General features: G+C 42.1%; 12 protein-coding genes. 5 read left to right on the top strand and 7 right to left on the bottom strand.

All coding sequences use genetic code 11. The features are described from left to right. The first annotated feature begins 7 nt into the window (after positions 1-7). Positions 8-1,267, top strand: coding sequence for an RIP metalloprotease RseP (gene rseP / locus AC4CS8_RS09100; protein ID WP_493892877.1), 1,260 nt, complete (start codon positions 8-10; stop codon positions 1,265-1,267). A 529-nt stretch (positions 1,268-1,796) separates the two neighbouring features. Next, positions 1,797-3,656 carry a proline--tRNA ligase gene (locus AC4CS8_RS09095; protein ID WP_493892876.1) on the top strand — a complete coding sequence of 620 codons (1,860 nt, stop codon included), beginning with the start codon at positions 1,797-1,799 and terminating at the stop codon, positions 3,654-3,656. A gap of 101 nt (positions 3,657-3,757) precedes the next feature. On the opposite strand, the gene sohB is transcribed toward AC4CS8_RS09095, so the two are convergent. Beyond that, positions 3,758-4,768 carry a protease SohB gene (sohB, locus tag AC4CS8_RS09090; protein WP_493892875.1) on the bottom strand — a complete coding sequence of 337 codons (1,011 nt, stop codon included), beginning with the start codon at positions 4,766-4,768 and terminating at the stop codon, positions 3,758-3,760. A gap of 176 nt (positions 4,769-4,944) precedes the next feature. Here sohB and AC4CS8_RS09085 point away from each other — a divergent pair, with 176 nt between their 5' ends. Beyond that, on the top strand, positions 4,945-9,336 hold the full coding sequence (locus AC4CS8_RS09085) for a PolC-type DNA polymerase III (protein WP_493892874.1): 4,392 nt from the start codon (positions 4,945-4,947) through the stop codon (positions 9,334-9,336). A 148-nt stretch (positions 9,337-9,484) separates the two neighbouring features. Then, positions 9,485-10,087, top strand: a complete 603-nt coding sequence (locus AC4CS8_RS09080; protein WP_493892873.1) for a nitroreductase family protein — start codon at positions 9,485-9,487, stop codon at positions 10,085-10,087. Between the two features lie 418 nt (positions 10,088-10,505). Here the strand turns inward: AC4CS8_RS09080 and AC4CS8_RS09075 are convergent, their stop codons facing one another. From AC4CS8_RS09075 to AC4CS8_RS09055, 5 genes are read right to left on the bottom strand one after another with little or no spacing between them, the layout of a single operon-like run. Further along, complete coding sequence (locus tag AC4CS8_RS09075) at positions 10,506-11,963, bottom strand: DUF2142 domain-containing protein (protein ID WP_493892872.1); 1,458 nt, start codon at positions 11,961-11,963, stop codon at positions 10,506-10,508. A 9-nt stretch (positions 11,964-11,972) separates the two neighbouring features. Further along, a complete protein-coding gene (locus AC4CS8_RS09070; protein ID WP_493892871.1) occupies positions 11,973-12,758 on the bottom strand; it encodes a glycosyltransferase family 2 protein in 786 nt (261 codons plus the stop codon). Continuing rightward, the gene (locus AC4CS8_RS09065; protein ID WP_493892870.1) at positions 12,751-14,004 is read right to left on the bottom strand and encodes a lipopolysaccharide biosynthesis protein; all 1,254 of its coding nucleotides are present in this window, start codon (positions 14,002-14,004) and stop codon (positions 12,751-12,753) included. Before AC4CS8_RS09065 ends, AC4CS8_RS09070 begins: the two co-directional genes overlap by 8 nt. Next, positions 13,997-14,335, bottom strand: a complete 339-nt coding sequence (locus AC4CS8_RS09060) for a DUF2304 domain-containing protein (RefSeq protein WP_493892869.1) — start codon at positions 14,333-14,335, stop codon at positions 13,997-13,999. Before AC4CS8_RS09060 ends, AC4CS8_RS09065 begins: the two co-directional genes overlap by 8 nt. Then, positions 14,332-15,033 carry a glycosyltransferase family 2 protein gene (locus AC4CS8_RS09055; RefSeq protein WP_493892868.1) on the bottom strand — a complete coding sequence of 234 codons (702 nt, stop codon included), beginning with the start codon at positions 15,031-15,033 and terminating at the stop codon, positions 14,332-14,334. Before AC4CS8_RS09055 ends, AC4CS8_RS09060 begins: the two co-directional genes overlap by 4 nt. Before the next feature lie 150 nt (positions 15,034-15,183). On the opposite strand from AC4CS8_RS09055, the gene AC4CS8_RS09050 reads away from it, so the two are divergent. After that, positions 15,184-16,425 carry an aminopeptidase gene (locus tag AC4CS8_RS09050; RefSeq protein WP_024412870.1) on the top strand — a complete coding sequence of 414 codons (1,242 nt, stop codon included), beginning with the start codon at positions 15,184-15,186 and terminating at the stop codon, positions 16,423-16,425. Positions 16,426-16,592: 167 nt separating this feature from the next. On the opposite strand, the gene def is transcribed toward AC4CS8_RS09050, so the two are convergent. Further along, a complete protein-coding gene (gene def / locus AC4CS8_RS09045) occupies positions 16,593-17,207 on the bottom strand; it encodes a peptide deformylase (protein ID WP_493892867.1) in 615 nt (204 codons plus the stop codon). Positions 17,208-17,335: the final 128 nt, after the last annotated feature.

Genomic DNA, 17,335 nt, shown 5'->3' with positions numbered 1-17,335 from the left:
AGAATCTATGTCAGGAATTTTAGCCTTTATTTTTATATTTGGCATCATTGTTGTTGTTCATGAGTTTGGGCACTTCTACTTTGCCAAACGGGCAGGCATTCTCGTTAGGGAATTTTCAATTGGTATGGGTCCGAAAATATTTTCCCATATAGGGACGGATGGTACGGCCTATACCATTCGCATTTTACCGCTGGGTGGCTATGTACGAATGGCTGGTTGGGGTGAAGACAAGACCGAAATCAAGACAGGCAGTCCGGCAGCTTTGACAGTTGATGAACAAGGGGTTGTCACTCGGATTAATCTTTCTGAAAAACAATTAGATATGACTGCTCTACCTATGAATGTGACTTCCTATGATTTTGAAGAGAAGTTGACAATCACGGGGGAGGTTATGTCAGAAACCAAGACATTTGCAGTGCACCATGATGCAACTATTGTAGAAGAAGACGGAACAGAAGTGAGAATTGCACCTCTGGATGTGCAGTATCAGCACGCAACTGTTTTGGGGCGTTTGATGACCAATTTTGCCGGCCCTATGAATAATTTCATACTAGGCCTTCTGACGTTTATCTTGGTTGCTTTCTTACAAGGTGGAGTGGCGGATACTTCGTCTAATGCTGTGACGGTTGTTGATGGTGGTGCCTTACAATCTGTTGGTGTAGAAACAGGAGATAAGATTCTGTCTGTTAACGGTCAGGCTACAAATAGTTATACAGAGATTGCAGCTGCGATTGGATCGGTAGCAGATTCTGCAAATTCAACTCCGACGTTTGTTTTAGAAGTTTCCCAAGATGGCCAAGAAAAGACAATCGACGTAACAGCAACCAAAGTGGATGGCGCCTATCGAATAGGTGTTTCACCGATCGTTAAAACAGGTTTCATGGATAAATTGGTTGGTGGCTTTCGACGTACAGTGAACACGGCCTTGCTAATCGTAACTGCCCTCCGTAACTTAATTGCTAGCTTCAGTGTTGATCAACTAGGAGGTCCTGTTGCCATGTATTCGGTAAGTGCTCAGGCAGCAGAAAATGGCTTTGTATCTGTTTTGGAATTGATGGCCATGTTATCTATCAACCTCGGTATCTTTAACCTGATTCCAATTCCAGCCTTGGATGGTGGTAAGATTGTTATGAATATTCTAGAAGCTATTCGTAGAAAACCACTCAAACCAGAAACAGAATCCTATATCACTCTAGCGGGAGTTGCCATCATGGTTGTTCTCATGCTAGTCGTGACTTGGAATGATATTATGCGAGTTTTCTTCTAAATTGAAGGAAAAGAAATTAGAAGCTACTAGAGAAAGGGCACGGGCTGAAACCTGTGTCTTCCTGTCAAACAAACGATGAAAGGAATAGAGGAGGTTTGTAATTGAACTCGGTCTAAAAACTCGGAAAATAGATCGAGAGCTACATCTTTGGATTTCCTGATGATGAAACTAAGAAAGGAATTGAATGCGTGCAAACGCAGGACGTTCTGAAAAACTAAGAAAGGAACTGCACACGGGCTGAAACCTGTGTCTTCCTGTCAAACAAACGATGAAAGGAATAGAGGAGGTTTGTAATTGAACTCGGTCTAAAAACTCGGAAAATAGATCGAGAGCTACATCTCTGGATTTCCTGATGATGAAACTAAGAAAGGAATTGAATGCGTGCAAACGCAGGACGTTCTGAAAAACTAAGAAAGGAACTGAACACGGGCTGAAACCTGTGCAAAAAAGATAAATCATTTTGTGTGTTAGCACACTGCAATGATTTCCTATTTTTGCTTTGGTTTCCACGCCCTTTGTATCTTACATTATGAAACAGTCTAAAATGATTATCCCGACTTTGCGGGAGATGCCTTCAGATGCGTCGGTGATTAGCCACGCTTTGATGTTGCGTGCGGGTTATGTCCGTCAGATTTCTGCTGGTATTTACAGCTATTTGCCATTGGCTAACCGTGTGATTGAAAAAGCAAAAAATATCATGCGTGAGGAATTTGACAAGATTGATGCTATTGAATTTTTAGCACCAGCACTCTTATCAGCGGACATCTGGCGTGAGTCAGGTCGTTACGAAACCTATGGTGATGACCTTTACAAACTCAAAAACCGTGAGGGTTCTGACTTTATCTTGGGACCAACTCACGAGGAAACAGTAACTCTTTTGGCACGTGATGCGGTCCAGTCTTACAAGCAGTTACCGCTCAATATTTACCAAATCCAGCCAAAATACCGCGACGAAAAACGCCCTCGGAACGGTCTTCTCCGTGGTCGTGAGTTCATCATGAAGGATGGCTACAGCTTCCACGCTAGCTACGAGAGTTTGGACCAGACCTACGATGATTACAAGCGTGCCTACGAGGCAATTTTCACTCGTGCAGGCTTGGAGTTCAAGGCTATCATCGGTGACGGTGGTGCCATGGGTGGTAAGGATAGTCAGGAATTTATGGCTATTACCCCAGACCGCACCGATCTTGACCGTTGGGTTGTCTTGGACAAATCAGTAGCTTCTTTTGAGGAAATCCCAGAGGATGTTCTTGAAGCTATTAAAGCAGAACTCTTGGCTTGGTCTGTGTCTGGTGAAGATACCATCGCCTACTCTAGCGAGTCTGGCTATGCTGCCAACTTGGAAATGGCAACTAGCGAATACAAACCAAGTACAGCTGTTGTGGTTGAAGAAGACTTGGTCAAAGTTGCTACTCCAGACGCTAAAACCATTGATGAAGTAGCTGCATTCTTGAATGTTGCAGAAGAGCAAACCATTAAGACTATGCTCTTTATTGCAGATGGTGAGCCGGTTGTGGCCCTCCTTGTCGGCAACGACCAAGTTAACGATGTTAAATTGAAAAACCACCTTGGAGCTGATTTCCTTGACCCAGCTAGTCCAACAGACGCTGAAAAACTTTTTGGTGCAAACTTTGGCTCACTCGGCCCAGTAGGCTTGCCAGAGAACATTAAAGTTATTGCTGACCGCAAGGTGCAGGATGTGAAGAATGCGGTTGTTGGTGCCAACGAAGATGGTTTCCACTATACAGGTGCCAATGCCGGTCGTGATTTCCAAGTGACAGAGTATGTCGATATTCGTGAAGTTAAAGAAGGTGAGCCTTCTCCGGATGGACACGGGGTTCTTAACTTTGCTCGTGGTATCGAAATCGGTCATATTTTCAAACTTGGTACACGCTATTCAGGTAGCATGAATGCCAATATCCTAGACGAAAATGGTCGTTCTATGCCGATTATCATGGGTTGCTACGGTATCGGTGTTAGCCGCCTCTTGTCAGCTGTCCTTGAGCAACACGCTCGTCTTTTTGTCAATAAAGCACCAAAAGGTGAATACCGTTACGCTTGGGGAATCAATTTCCCTAAAGAATTGGCACCGTTTGATGTGCACTTGATTCCAGTCAATGTCAAGGATGAAGCAGCCATGACCTTAACTCAATCCATCGAAACTAGCTTAGTTGGTGCAGGCTATGAAGTATTGACTGACGACCGTAACGAGCGTGTCGGTGTTAAATTCTCTGACAGCGACTTGATTGGTTTGCCAATTCGTGTGACAGTTGGTAAAAAAGCGGCGGATGGTATTGTGGAAGTAAAAATCAAGGGGACAGGTGATACAGTTGAAGTCCATGTGGACCAACTTCTTGAAACCTTGCAGATTTTAACTAAGGAAAATTAGAAAATAAAAAGAGTTTGCAGTGTAGACCATCTCACCTTAGATATCTTGTCTAGGATGAGGAGGTCCTGCAAACTCTTTTTGATTGGAATAGCAAGAATGAGTTATTGAATTGAACCGGACTTATTCATTAAACTTAGGATGAGATTGGAAATGCTAGTTTCTAATTGGATGCCAATTCGATTTACTAAGGATTTCTTTTCTTCGTATTTGACCAATAAAACTTGTTTTTCTTGAATCTGGCTTAAAATCAAGTCATCACTGGTAGCAATTTCGTCAACAAGATGAACATTCTTGGCACTTGTTCCATACCATGTTTCACCAGTGCTAACTTGTTCGATATCTAGAATAGGACGGTTTTCTTGGACGAAGTCTTTGAAGAGAGTATGGACATCATTTAGCTCTTCTTGAAATTTTTCTCTACCTTCGGGAGTGTTTTCGCCCATGACGGTAAGTGTTCGTTTGTATTTACCAGCTGTCATGACATCGACATCAATCTCATGTTTTTTCAATAGCCGATGAATATTTGGAATTTCTGCAACAACTCCTATCGAACCAACTAGGGCAAAGGGAGCGGCGATAATTTTATCGGCTACACAGGCCATCATATAACCACCACTAGCTGCGACTTTATCGACAGAAATTGTCAATGGAATCTGCCTATCTTTGATACGTAGGAGTTGAGAGGCACCAAGTCCATAGCCATAGACAGATCCTCCAGGACTTTCTAATCGGACTAGAACTTCATCATCAGTATTAGCCAACGTTAATATAGCAGTGATTTCTTCGCGGAGAGCATCCACTTGTTTGGCCAATGTATCACCCTCAAAATCTACTACAAACAATCGTTTTGGCTTACTATCAGTTTCTTGTGCTACAACTTCTAACTTCCGTTCTTCTTGGAGTTTCTTAAAAGTCCTACTACTAAGTATTTCCTTTTCAAACTGGTGCTGTTGGTCTAGTAATTTTTTGGATAAATTAGTGATGGTCACTTCACCCTCTATCTTTTTTGAGCGTGTTTTACTTGAAGCAACCAGAATAAGTAAAATAGCAAAAAGTACGGTTGCTATTTTGAGGAAAAATACACCGTATTCAATAAAAATTGTTTCCCACATAGTTAACCTCCGTTGATAGAATAAGTTGATTGTATCACACTTAGGTTGCTTGATTCAATAGAGATCTATAAATTGAGAGTATTTGTAGTGGAAGGATAGTTTTCCATATCTTCTGCTCAAGAAAAAATTATCTATTTATGGTAAAATAAGTTTAACTAACTACAAAGGAAGTCATTATGTCAGATAAGTTTCAACTCTTGCTACAACAAATCGGAATGCCTCTTGATGCACGACAATCAGGGGCTTTTTCGACTGCAACGATTGAGAAAGTAGTCTTGCACAAGGTCAGCAAACTGTGGGAATTTACCTTCCGTTTTGACAATCCTTTGCCGCTTATGGACTATCAGCTCTTCAAGGCTCGATTGACAACGGAGTTTGAAAAGGTGGGCAATAGGATTCAATTTTCGATTGTGACGAATGCAGAAGCCTTTGATGCTGCTTTGGTGGAAGCCTACTATCCAGAAGCCTTTACAGAAGACCTGTGCCAGAGTGCAGGCTTTAGGGCTCTCTTTCAGTCTTTGGAAGTGGCTTATCGAGATGGTGTATTGTGGATAAAAGGTCCTGAAACCATTGACACGACTCATTTTCGGAAGAATCATCTGCCAAATCTTGTCGAGCAATACAAGCGATTTGGATTTTCTAATCTTGCGGTGGACCTCGAAGTCTGTCAGGAGATGACGCAGCAGCAGGCGGAGGCCTTCCATGCGCAGAATGAGGAAATTTACCAGCAGGCTAATGAAGAAAACTTGGCGGCCCTTGAACAATTAGCTCAAATGGCCCCACCACCAGAGGCAGCTCAGCCATTTGTCCCAGAATATAAGAAAAATCGTCCAGCCAAAGTCAATATCGAAAAAGCTGAGATTACCCCGATGATCGAGGTGGATAGCGAGGAGAATCGGATTGTCTTTGAGGGACTGGTCTTTGAGGTCGAGCAGAAGACGACTAAGACAGGACGGGTCATTATCAATTTTAAGATGACCGACTATACTTCCTCTTTTACCTTGCAGAGATGGGCTAAGAATGAGGAAGAGGCCCAGAAGTTTGACATGGTCAAAAAAGGCAACTGGTTGCGGGTGCGTGGTAATGTGGAAACCAATAATTTCACTCGTGATTTGACCATGAATGTACAGGAAGTCCAAGAGGTCAAGAAGGAAATTCGTAAAGACCTCATGCCTGAGGGCGAGAAGCGTGTCGAGTTCCATGCCCATACCAATATGTCCACTATGGATGCTTTGCCTGCTGTTGAGGACTTAGTAGCGCGTGCGGCAGCTTGGGGTCACAAGGCGGTGGCCATTACCGACCACGGAAATGTTCAGTCCTTTCCTCATGGCTACCACGCTGCTCGTAAGGCTGGTATTAAGCCACTTTTTGGGATGGAGGCCAATATCGTTGAAGATTCGGTCCCAATCGCCTACAATGAAGCGGATGTCGTTCTGTCTGATGCGACTTATGTGGTCTTCGACGTGGAAACGACAGGTCTTTCTGCGGTCAATAATGCCCTGATTCAGATTGCGGCATCCAAGATGTACAAGGGCAATATCATTGCAGAATTTGATGAGTTTATCGATCCAGGTCATCCGCTCAGTCAATTTACAACTGAGTTGACAGGGATTACGGATGAGCATGTGCGAGGTTCCAAACCTTTGGAGCAAGTCCTGCGTGAGTTTCAAGATTTCTGCCAAGATTCGGTCATGGTTGCCCATAATGCGACCTTTGACGTTGGTTTTATGAATGTCAACTACGAGCGTGCTGGTTTGCCGCTTATTGAGCAACCGGTCATTGATACCTTGGAATTTGCTCGAAACCTCTATCCTGATTTTAAGCGTCATGGTCTGGGTCCTCTGACCAAGCGATTTGGCGTTGCTCTTGAACATCACCACATGGCCAACTACGATGCGGAGGCGACAGGTCGCCTGCTCTTCATCTTTCTAAAAGATGCCTTAGAGAAACACAATCTGATCAATCTTAACCAGCTAAATACGGAGTTAATTGCGGAAGATTCCTACAAGAAAGCCCGTGTCAAACACGCGACGCTCTATGTGGTCAATCAGGTTGGTTTGAAAAATATGTTCAAGCTGGTCTCTCTTTCCAACACCAAGTATTTCGAAGGGGTTCCTCGGATTCCAAGAACGGTTCTCAATGCCCACCGTGAAGGCTTGATATTGGGAACTGCCTGTCAAGAGGGTGAGGTATTTGATGACTTGCTTTCTAAAGGGATAGATGAAGCAGTTAAAACAGCAGCCTATTATGATTTTATCGAGGTTATGCCTCCAGCCCTCTATGCTCCCATGATAGCCAAGGAGCAGTTCAAGGACATGGCAGAGATTGAAGAAACTATCAAGCAGTTGATTGAGGTAGGACGTAGGGCAGGTCTGCCTGTTCTAGCGACGGGGAATGTCCACTATATCGACCCGGAAGAGGAAATCTATCGTGAAATCATTGTTCGCGCCCTAGGGCAAGGGGCTCCGATTAACTGGACTATCGGCAATGGTGAAAATGCCCAACCAGCTCCCTTGCCAAAAGCTCACTTTAGAACGACTAGTGAGATGTTAGACGAGTTTGCCTTTTTGGGAGAAAGTCTGGCACGTGAGATTGTTATTACCAATCCAAATGCCATGTTAGACCGTTTTGAAGATGTTCAAGTGGTCAAGACAGACCTCTACACGCCTTATATCGAAAAGGCCGAGGAAACGGTCGCTGAGTTGACCTATCAAAAAGCCTTTGAAATTTACGGCAATCCACTACCAGATATTATCGACCTGCGAATTGAGAAGGAATTGACCTCTATTCTGGGTAATGGCTTCGCCGTGATTTACCTAGCTTCGCAGATGTTGGTGCATCGGTCTAATGAGCGGGGCTATCTGGTTGGTTCACGGGGGTCTGTCGGTTCCAGTTTCGTTGCGACCATGATTGGGATTACGGAAGTAAACCCTATGCCACCTCATTATGTCTGTCCAAACTGTCAACACAGTGAATTTATCACAGATGGTTCCTACGGTTCAGGCTTTGACTTGCCGGATAAGGATTGTGAGGAGTGTGGTACCAAGTATAAAAAAGATGGTCAGGATATTCCTTTCGAAACCTTCCTTGGTTTTGATGGGGACAAGGTTCCGGATATCGACTTGAACTTCTCAGGAGATGACCAACCGTCTGCCCATTTGGATGTTCGGGATATTTTTGGTGAAGAAAATGCCTTCCGTGCAGGAACGGTTGGTACAGTGGCTGCTAAGACCGCCTATGGTTTTGTTAGAGGATATGAGCGGGATTATGGTAAATTCTACCGTGATGTAGAAGTAGAACGCTTGGCTGCTGGCGCGGCTGGTGTCAAACGGACGACTGGTCAGCACCCAGGGGGAATTATTGTATTTCCTGACTACATGGATGTCTATGACTTTACTCCTGTACAGTATCCAGCAGATGATGTGACAGCCAGCTGGCAAACGACCCACTTTAACTTCCACGATATTGATGAAAACGTGTTGAAACTTGATATCCTCGGTCATGATGATCCGACCATGGTACGGAAGTTGCAGGATTTGTCAGGCATTGATCCGCAGACCATTCCTGCAGATGATAAGGGGGTTATGGCTCTTTTCTCTGGTACGGAAATTTTAGGGGTCACACCTGAGCAAATTGGCACACCAACAGGCATGTTGGGCATTCCTGAATTTGGAACCAACTTTGTTCGGGGAATGGTGGAGGAAACAAAGCCGACTACCTTTGCGGAACTCTTGCAGCTGTCTGGTCTATCACACGGTACGGACGTTTGGTTGGGAAATGCTCAGGACTTGATTAAGGCAGGGATTGCCGACCTATCAACCGTTATCGGCTGTCGGGATGACATCATGGTTTACCTCATGCACGCTGGTCTGCCACCTAAGATGGCCTTCAACATTATGGAACGGGTGCGGAAGGGCATGTGGCTTAAGATTTCAGAGGATGAGCGAAATGGTTACATCCAAGCCATGAAGGATAATAATGTTCCTGACTGGTATATCGAATCCTGTGGAAAAATCAAGTATATGTTCCCTAAAGCCCACGCGGCTGCTTATGTTATGATGGCCTTGCGGGTAGCCTATTTCAAGGTTCACCACCCGATTTATTACTACTGTGCTTACTTCTCTATTCGTGCCAAGGCATTTGATTTGGCGGCCATGTCAGGAGGTTTGGAACGTGTCAAGGCCAAAATGGAAGAAATCGCCCTTAAGAAGAAAAACAATGAAGCTTCAAACGTGGAACAGGATCTCTATACTACACTAGAGATTGTCAATGAGATGCTGGAGCGTGGTTTCAAATTTGGCAAGTTAGATCTTTATAAATCTCACGCTACAGAATTTTTGATTGAGGATGATACTCTCATACCTCCATTCGTTGCCATGGATGGTTTGGGGGAAAACGTTGCTAAGCAGGTTGTGGCGGCGCGTGCGGAAGGAGAATTCCTTTCTAAGACTGAACTCCGCAAACGAGGCGGTCTATCCAGTACGCTTGTTGAAAAGATGGATGAAATGGGTATTCTTGGAAAAATGCCAGAGGATAACCAGTTGAGTCTCTTTGATGATTTGTTTTAAATACGATCACTGTTTCGATTTCGGAGCAGTGGTTTCTTTTTCGAAAATTTTATAAGCCAAAGAATTGACACTATTTAGTAATAATGTTATAATCTCTACATAGTGATAAAAGCTACTATGTAGTAACAATAAGAAAAGAGGAATTTATATGTCAAACTTTGCAGAATTACAAGAAAAACGCCGTTCTATCTACGCACTTGGTAAAGAATTGCCAGTATCCAATGAAGAAGTGGTAGCACTTGTTGAGAAAGCCATGAAAGAATCTCCGTCAGCCTTCAACTCACAATCAAGTCGTGCAGTTGTGTTGTTCGGTGCTGAATCAGAAGCTTTCTGGAACGAAATTGCTTACAGCGAATTGGAAAAAGTAACTCCAGCAGAAGCTTTTGAAGGAACAAAAGGTCGTTTGGCTGGCTTTGCGGCTGGTGCAGGTACGATCTTGTTCTTTGAAGACCAAGATGTAGTGAAAGGCTTGCAAGAAAGCTTCCCACTTTACGCTGAGAACTTCCCAATCTGGTCTGAGCAGGCCCACGGTATCAACTTGTACGCAGTATGGTTGGCTTTTGCTGAGAAAAATATCGGTATGAACGTGCAACACTACAACCCATTGGTGGATGCACAAGTTACTGAAAAATACGGAATCCCTGCTAACTGGAAACTTCGTGCTCAAGCACCATTCGGTAGCATTGCAGCTCCAGCAGCAGATAAAGAATACATGGCGGATGGGGACCGTGTAAAAGTTTTTGGTAACTAATAAAGTTTACAGTTTGCTTTATTACGTCGGCAGATGAGGAAACTTCGTTTCCTTATTTCCAACTTCAAACACTCCACTGGATTGTTTGAACTCGCTTTGGCTAGCTTTAGTACAGCTTGCTCCCTTGAAACAAGAGAGGAGCAGAATTCTACCTTCGACTTGTTGATACGAAGAATGTTCACTTAATCACTCGTCTTCAGATTGGTGGAATTAGGTCCGTTAACTTAAAAAACTAGATAATAATCATTTTCAGTATGATATATTATCTAGTTTTTTTATATAAATGTATCTTATAATTAATGAAACAGCAGTGAATCGTGGCGGGTTGATGCAGTTGATTATAACAGGAAATAAATATCTATCGTAGACGACGCTCAGTAAATTGAATTAATAAAGCGAGTTCAATCTTCAAAGAATCTTAGTAGGTAGACAAGATTATAAATATCAATACCATTGTTAAGATAATCCAACTGCCTTTTATTACAAAATCATCAGAAATACGGAAGGGAGTGAAGGATTTTATAGGGAGAGAAGTAACGGTAAGTGCAAAAAGAGGCAGAACTCCCAGATAGTAACGTCCTTGAATACCATCTACATGCCCAGAGCCAATTTTAGTCCAGGTTAGATACATGACTAGGATAATGCCACAAATAATTCCTAAGCCAACGAGAATACTCCCAATTCGGCTTCTAAGAGCAATGTTTTTTTGACCTAAATTACTAGCGATAACACACAAGTAGAAGGGAAAAATTGGAATTAAAGTTTCACGCATTGGTAAGTTTAGTATTCCAAAGTAAAATAACATAACTAAACGGTGTGGAGTCATGAAAAATTCTTTTGATAGTGCCAATAATCCGATAATAGGATTGGATAAGAAATGTTGGATTTGCCCTATTAAGTCAACTCCTTGTAGAGTGGTTACTGATTTTATTTGCTGATAACCAACAAACCAGCTAGTAGTTAAAGTAAGCACTATACAAGTGGCTAAGAGTATAGTGATGAAAGGGGACTTTATGGCAAATCGTTCTCTAGGGATAAAATAGAGCAGTCCCATCAGAAGTATGTAGGGCAATTTTAATGTGATGATTAAGCAACAAAGAGCAGTAAAGATAGCAAGTTCCCGATAGCCAAGAGTTTTTTGTCTTATTAGATAGTGAATGAAGAGTCCGACAATAACATAAATAAGTCCCAATGCCATCCCGTCTTGATTATAGGAAGCAGCTAGAAAGATATTCATAGGCATGAGTACAACAAGCATCATTACCTGCTTGAAGTTCCCGCTTAATTTGATAGCTATATAAGCTAGTAAAGCGTAGCAAATAGCATTGAAAATACGTCCGAGGTAATAGATAACCCCAACATTTAAATGCAACATTCGTCCAAGCGTGATGCCGGTAACCTGGGGGATATAGCCGATAAACCAATAGGCATTGGTTGTGCGGAAATCGGCTAGACCTTTAAAGGGAACCTCTGTAGAGCTAGGCTGATGTTCAAAGGCATCTACAGCCAATGGCGGCATAGTATAGTCATCAATAATGACAAAGTAGTCTTCGGATATTTGCAGATTTTCTGGGTTATTGTCTAAATTGATATCTCCTTGTGCGATATGCATAGCACGAGAAAGGTGAACATATTCATCTGGGGTATTTAACACGGGAGTAATGATAGAGAAGGCCACCCCAGATACTAGTAAAACAATTAAACAAGCTAAGTCTTTCTTTTGAGGGAGCATCAGAAGGAAGATAATCATGAATAAAGCTACTGGGTAAATAGCTGCAGATGCATGATAATCCCGTATATAAATGGTATAAACCGAACAACAAGCGATAAAGCATGTAAGTAAGTACCACTTATTTTGTTTTAGTTTATGTAACACAAGAACCTCCTAGTGATTTGAATCTTGTCCTTTGATATAAAAAGAATTGAGTAGACGGGCAAGAGGTTTGGGCCAAAATAGTTCAAACATCATTAAGTCTTCTTTGGTCCGAGTATTGTCAGCAATGGTCTGTGAAGTCTCGGATTCTTGGTGAATGCGATGGTACATGAGTGTTTTTGGTATATAGGAAAACACTCCGTTATACTGGCTTATTTGATACCAAGCATACCAGTCTAAGTTGGTGCGCATTTGCTCATCAAACTGAAAATCTTCTAATTTATCCCTATTATATGTGACCGCAGGGCAACAAATGGAGTTCCCGAAACCGAGAATAAATTGTCTCCAAGCTCTGGAATGTGGAAATAGAGATAATCCTCTTAGTAAGAAACGCTTGATTGTTAGGTTGGTGTTGCGAGGGATAATTTGCCCATTCTTGAGTTCCATATAGTCTGAAAATACAATGAGATTTTCAGGTTTGTTTTGGAAAGTAGTAAGAATTTCTTCAGCATAAGTTGGCTGATAGATATCATCTTGATGGGCAATGGTCACATAAGGAGTAGAAGCGTAAGAGAGGGCATTGTTCCAATCCTTTCCAATGCTTCCTCCTACAGCGGAATACATAGGGATAGAATATCGCTCACAAAGTTGTTGAATATGTTGACTTGGAGTGGATGTGTAAAGACGAATAGAAGATGAGACGGTTTGAGACTGCAATGATTGGATACACTCTTCCAAAAAAGGACTGTCTCCATAGGCGCAGATAATGAAGGTGTGTAATGACGATAAGTTAGACATTCTTTTTTCCTTTGAAATAGAGATAGATGGTTAGTAGTCCCATGATTAGGGTGTATATCATCATTGTTAGTAAGAAACTGATAGCAGCTCCTAGTAGTTGATGATTGGCGATAAGTGGGGTGGTAATGACTCGTGAAAATACAAATAGAAGGAGATAGACAAATACTAGGATTTTTTGTTGACGAAATATAGTAATAAGATTTTCAAAGACAATGGCAAGAGAATAAAGAATACCAGAAAATACCAGAATTCCTAGTGTGGCATTGTGGCTTGTTAAATCAACTCCGTACAAAAGGCTCAAAACAGGTGTTCCTATATAAAAAGCAAGTAGACTAATTAGACCACCTCCAATGAATAAACCTAGTACCAAACGATAGCAAATCTGGCGAAATTGCTGGTAGTCATTTTGATACCATAGTTTTGCTAAATTAGTAATTAAAGGGCGTACGATTAGCACACAGAGGCTCATGAAGAAAACAGGCATAAATAGAATGCTGAAATCACGTTGCATACCTGACATCAGATTTCCCTTTGCTAAGCCGGCTTCGATGACTTGTTTTGGTTCATTGAAGATATAAGTCAGTAGAAAACCATTGATAAAAAGAGGGAGACAGTTACATAAAATAGTATAAGCGTCTTTGTGTACTGTTTTTTCAAAAAGAACACGAGGATGGAATGACTGGAGTTTTTGTGCTTGTCTACTATCTAGCAGGAATACTAAGACTAAATTTGTTATTGCCATGAGTATCAGAGCTAAAGGGAGGTGGTTGCTTATCACTAGTGAGATTACCAATACTATGGTACTAGCGCTGTAGCGAATGGTCATATTTTTTCCAGCAATATCAAGTCGGTTACGTTGCTGAAAAAAGCCCTGAAATAAATCTGAAATCACGTCACCCAAACGATAAAGAATGATTAATAGAACAAGGATATAGCTTGACTGATAATGAGTTAGCCTGAGATAAGGAAGAATGGTTGCGACCATAAGGGTTAGAGAATAGCCACGTGCTAAGAGGTAGGCAGAAAAAGAGTGGTGTTCCTCGACATCTGTTCCGTGATAGTTCCTCACTTGAAATAGACCGATAACTACCCAAAGGTTCCCGATAGCATAAGCCATGCTAAAATCATCAGCGGTTTTGGCGTTTGAAAATCTAGATACAATGAGGAGATAAAGAACAGATACGGCAGCAGCAGCTAGATTGCCAATCATATTCCAAAAATAAACTGATTTTTGCATATTATTCATTTTTATCAAACCGTTCGATTGCAATAGTTTGTGTCAGTTCCTTTAGTTTGTTATCCAATTTTGAGAGGCGAATAGTCAGCTGGAATTGATGGATAATCAGTAAAAAAATGATAAAGAGAAAAATGAAATTAACTGGCAAAGCAATGCCCAACAATTTAGTTACAGCTTCAGCTAAATCTGGAAATAAGCTTAAAATAAGTAAGAGTGCAGAAAAGAAAAGCCAGAATAAAGAATCAGATATTTGAAGTTGGGCTTTTCGAATCCTCCTTAGTATGAGAATTCCTGTAACCAGAGATGTCGAGATGAGGATTGTTTGAAATAATAGACTCATTTGTTCATTCGCTTTCTAAAGTTTTGGATGATAAGGATAGAGGCAAACATATGGACCATGTACTGAATCGAACGAGAAAGTGTGAGATAGCTTTGTCCTCCTTGACGCTCTTGCATGGTTACTTGAACCTCCTTTACCTTGACGCCGTTTCGTAATAAGTAGGAAACGGTATCTGGTTCTGGGCCATAGTTAATATTCAAGGCAAATTCTTTGATGAGAGGTGCGCTAAACATACGCATACCGGAAGTAGGGTCAGCTATGTCCTTTCCTGTCGTCAGTTTGATAGCACAGGCGATGAGACGATTACCCAACATTCTCAAAGACCAATTCTTTTGGCGATTTACAAAGCGAGAACCGATTACCAAGTCATATCCTTGATCTATTTGCTGGGAGAGGTCAGAGATATACTCTGGTAAGTGTTGTCCGTCTGCATCGAATTGAATAGCTTTTTTGTAACCATGTTTGTAAGCATAACGTAGACCTGTTTGAAAAGCGCCGGCTAATCCTAAATTGATAGGTAAATCTAGGATACAATACCCTTTTTGATGGCAGATAAGAGAGGTGTTATCTTTTGAGCCATCATTAATGATAAGATAATCAAATTGGGGATAGTTTTGTATGAGGTTTTCTATGACTCTTTGAATAGACTCCTCTTCATTATAGGCTGGGATGATAATAAGTAGTTCAGACTTTTTCACATGCAATTCTCCTAAATGTTATCCTACTTATTATACCAAGTTTTCTATAAGGAATGCAACTTTATATGGCTATTTATTGAATAAGATAAAGGCAAATTTTAAAAAATATGATACAATAATAGGGTATCTCAAAGTACAAAGGAGAAAAAAATGGTATTACCAAATTTTAAAGAAAATCTCGCTAAATATGCTAAACTTTTGGTTTCAACAGGTATCAATGTGCAACCTGGTCACACGGTTCAATTGACAATCGGTGTGGAACAGGCTGAGTTGGCACGTTTGATTGTCAAAGAAGCTTACGCTCATGGTGCTAAGGAAGTATTGGTCAACTGGTTGGACGACGTGATTGCGCGTGAGCGTCTGGTCAATGTAGATGTGGAACTCTTGGAACAAGTTCATCCACAACGTGTTACTGAAATGAACTACCTCTTGGAGCGCAAGGCAAGCCGTTTGGTGGTCTTGTCTGAAGATCCAGGAGCTTACGACGGTGTGGATCCAGAGAAATTGTCCCGCAACGCTCGTGCACTCAGTCAAGCTTTGCAGCCAATGCGTCAAGCAACGCAAGCTAACAAGGTTAGTTGGACACTTGGTGCAGCCTCTGGTTTGGAATGGGCTAAAAAAGTCTTTCCAAATGCAGCGTCTGACGAAGAGGCAGTGGACCTCCTTTGGGACCAAATCTTCAAGACCTGCCGTATCTACGAAGAAGATCCAATCAAGGCTTGGGAAGAGCACGAGGCACGCTTGGTGGCTAAAGCTAAGGTCCTTAACGACGAGCAGTTTGTCAAATTGCACTATACAGCACCAGGAACTGACCTTGTTCTCGGTATGCCGAAAAACCACTTGTGGGAAGCGGCTGGTTCGGTCAATGCCCAAGGTGAACACTTTATTGCCAATATGCCAACTGAAGAAGTCTTCACAGCACCAGACTACCGTGTGGCAGATGGTTATGTAACGTCTACAAAACCACTCAGCTACAATGGTAATATCATCGAAGGAATCAAAGTGACCTTCAAAGATGGTGAAATTGTTGATGTGACTGCTGAAAAAGGCGACGAAGTCATGAAGAAATTGGTCTTTGATAACGCTGGTGCGCGTGGTCTTGGTGAAGTTGCCCTTGTGCCAGACAAGAGCCCGATTTCTCAATCAGGTGTGACTTTCTTCAACACTCTCTTTGATGAAAATGCTTCAAACCACTTGGCGATTGGTCAAGCCTATGCCTTCTCTATCGAGGGTGGTACAGAAATGAGCCAAGAAGAGCTCAAAGAAGCCGGTCTTAACCGTTCAGATGTCCATGTGGACTTCATGATTGGTTCTAATAAGATGAACATTGACGGTATCCGTGAAGACGGTACCCGTGTGCCAATCTTCCGTGATGGTGAATGGGCGATCTAAGAGATGCTCTTATAAGACTGGGCAACCAGTCCAGTTTTAAATAGAAAGGACAAACTTCTGAAAGGGAGTTTGTTTTTTTAGTGTTGTACCTTCTAATCAAATCAGATAAGGTATATGATTGTTTCGAAAAAAGAAGCTGACCGGAGTCAATTCGGTCAGCTTTATTTTTATTCAATTACCAACATACCTTCTTTAACGGCCAGCGGGTGTTCTGGGTCGATACGATCGTAGAACATGATACCGTTGAGGTGGTCGATTTCGTGTTGGACCACAATGGCATTATAGCCCTTGAGCTTGATGCGATGCTGGTCACCATTTTTGTCCAGATACTCAACAGTCACACGGGCGTAGCGGACAACGTAGCCAGGCACTTCGCGGTCAACGGACAGGCAACCTTCTCCTCCTTCGATAGCGGCTTCTTGGACAGAATGGGCCACAATCTTAGGATTGTAGAGGATTTCTTCCAAGGCATAGGCCTGGGCAGGTGGGTTCCCGTCTTCATCATCAGGGTTTGGAACGAGGACTGCGATGATACGTTTGGAAACATCCAATTGCGGAGCAGCGAGTCCAACACCTCCACGAAGTCTCATTTTTTCAGCCATGACAGGATCCTGTGAATGTTTGAGGAATTGCAACATCTTCTCACCAAGGATAACTTCTTGATCAGACAAGGGTAGTTGAACTTCTTCAGCTACTTGACGTAAAGTCGGATGTCCTTCCCGAATAATGTCATCCATATCAATCAGATGGGCTGGTTTGGTTAAGTTTTCAATGACAGACATAGTTCTCTCCTTTAGGTATTTTCTAGATAAGTATAGCATGAAATAGGTGATAATAAAAGCCAGACTTCCCTATCCATTCTCCTTCAAATCTGTTATACTGGTAAAAGACGAACGTTGAAAGGGAGAAA

It is taken from the genome of Streptococcus sp. NSSLK0004 (assembly GCF_059039125.1).
Note: the sequence above shows the minus strand (reverse complement) of the source record. Positions and strands in the feature narration are given on the sequence as shown.

Bases quoted from the DNA above. Each gene is read 5' to 3' on its own strand.
- AC4CS8_RS09060 (WP_493892869.1), bottom strand. From the start codon at position 14,335: ATGAGTCTATTATTTCAAACAATCCTCATCTCGACATCTCTGGTTACA.
- AC4CS8_RS09080 (WP_493892873.1), top strand. From the start codon at position 9,485: ATGTCAAACTTTGCAGAATTACAAGAAAAACGCCGTTCTATCTACGCA.
- AC4CS8_RS09065 (WP_493892870.1), bottom strand. From the start codon at position 14,004: ATGAATAATATGCAAAAATCAGTTTATTTTTGGAATATGATTGGCAAT.
- def (WP_493892867.1), bottom strand. From the start codon at position 17,207: ATGTCTGTCATTGAAAACTTAACCAAACCAGCCCATCTGATTGATATG.
- AC4CS8_RS09085 (WP_493892874.1), top strand. From the start codon at position 4,945: ATGTCAGATAAGTTTCAACTCTTGCTACAACAAATCGGAATGCCTCTT.
- AC4CS8_RS09070 (WP_493892871.1), bottom strand. From the start codon at position 12,758: ATGTCTAACTTATCGTCATTACACACCTTCATTATCTGCGCCTATGGA.
- sohB (WP_493892875.1), bottom strand. From the start codon at position 4,768: ATGTGGGAAACAATTTTTATTGAATACGGTGTATTTTTCCTCAAAATA.
- AC4CS8_RS09095 (WP_493892876.1), top strand. From the start codon at position 1,797: ATGAAACAGTCTAAAATGATTATCCCGACTTTGCGGGAGATGCCTTCA.
- AC4CS8_RS09050 (WP_024412870.1), top strand. From the start codon at position 15,184: ATGGTATTACCAAATTTTAAAGAAAATCTCGCTAAATATGCTAAACTT.
- rseP (WP_493892877.1), top strand. From the start codon at position 8: ATGTCAGGAATTTTAGCCTTTATTTTTATATTTGGCATCATTGTTGTT.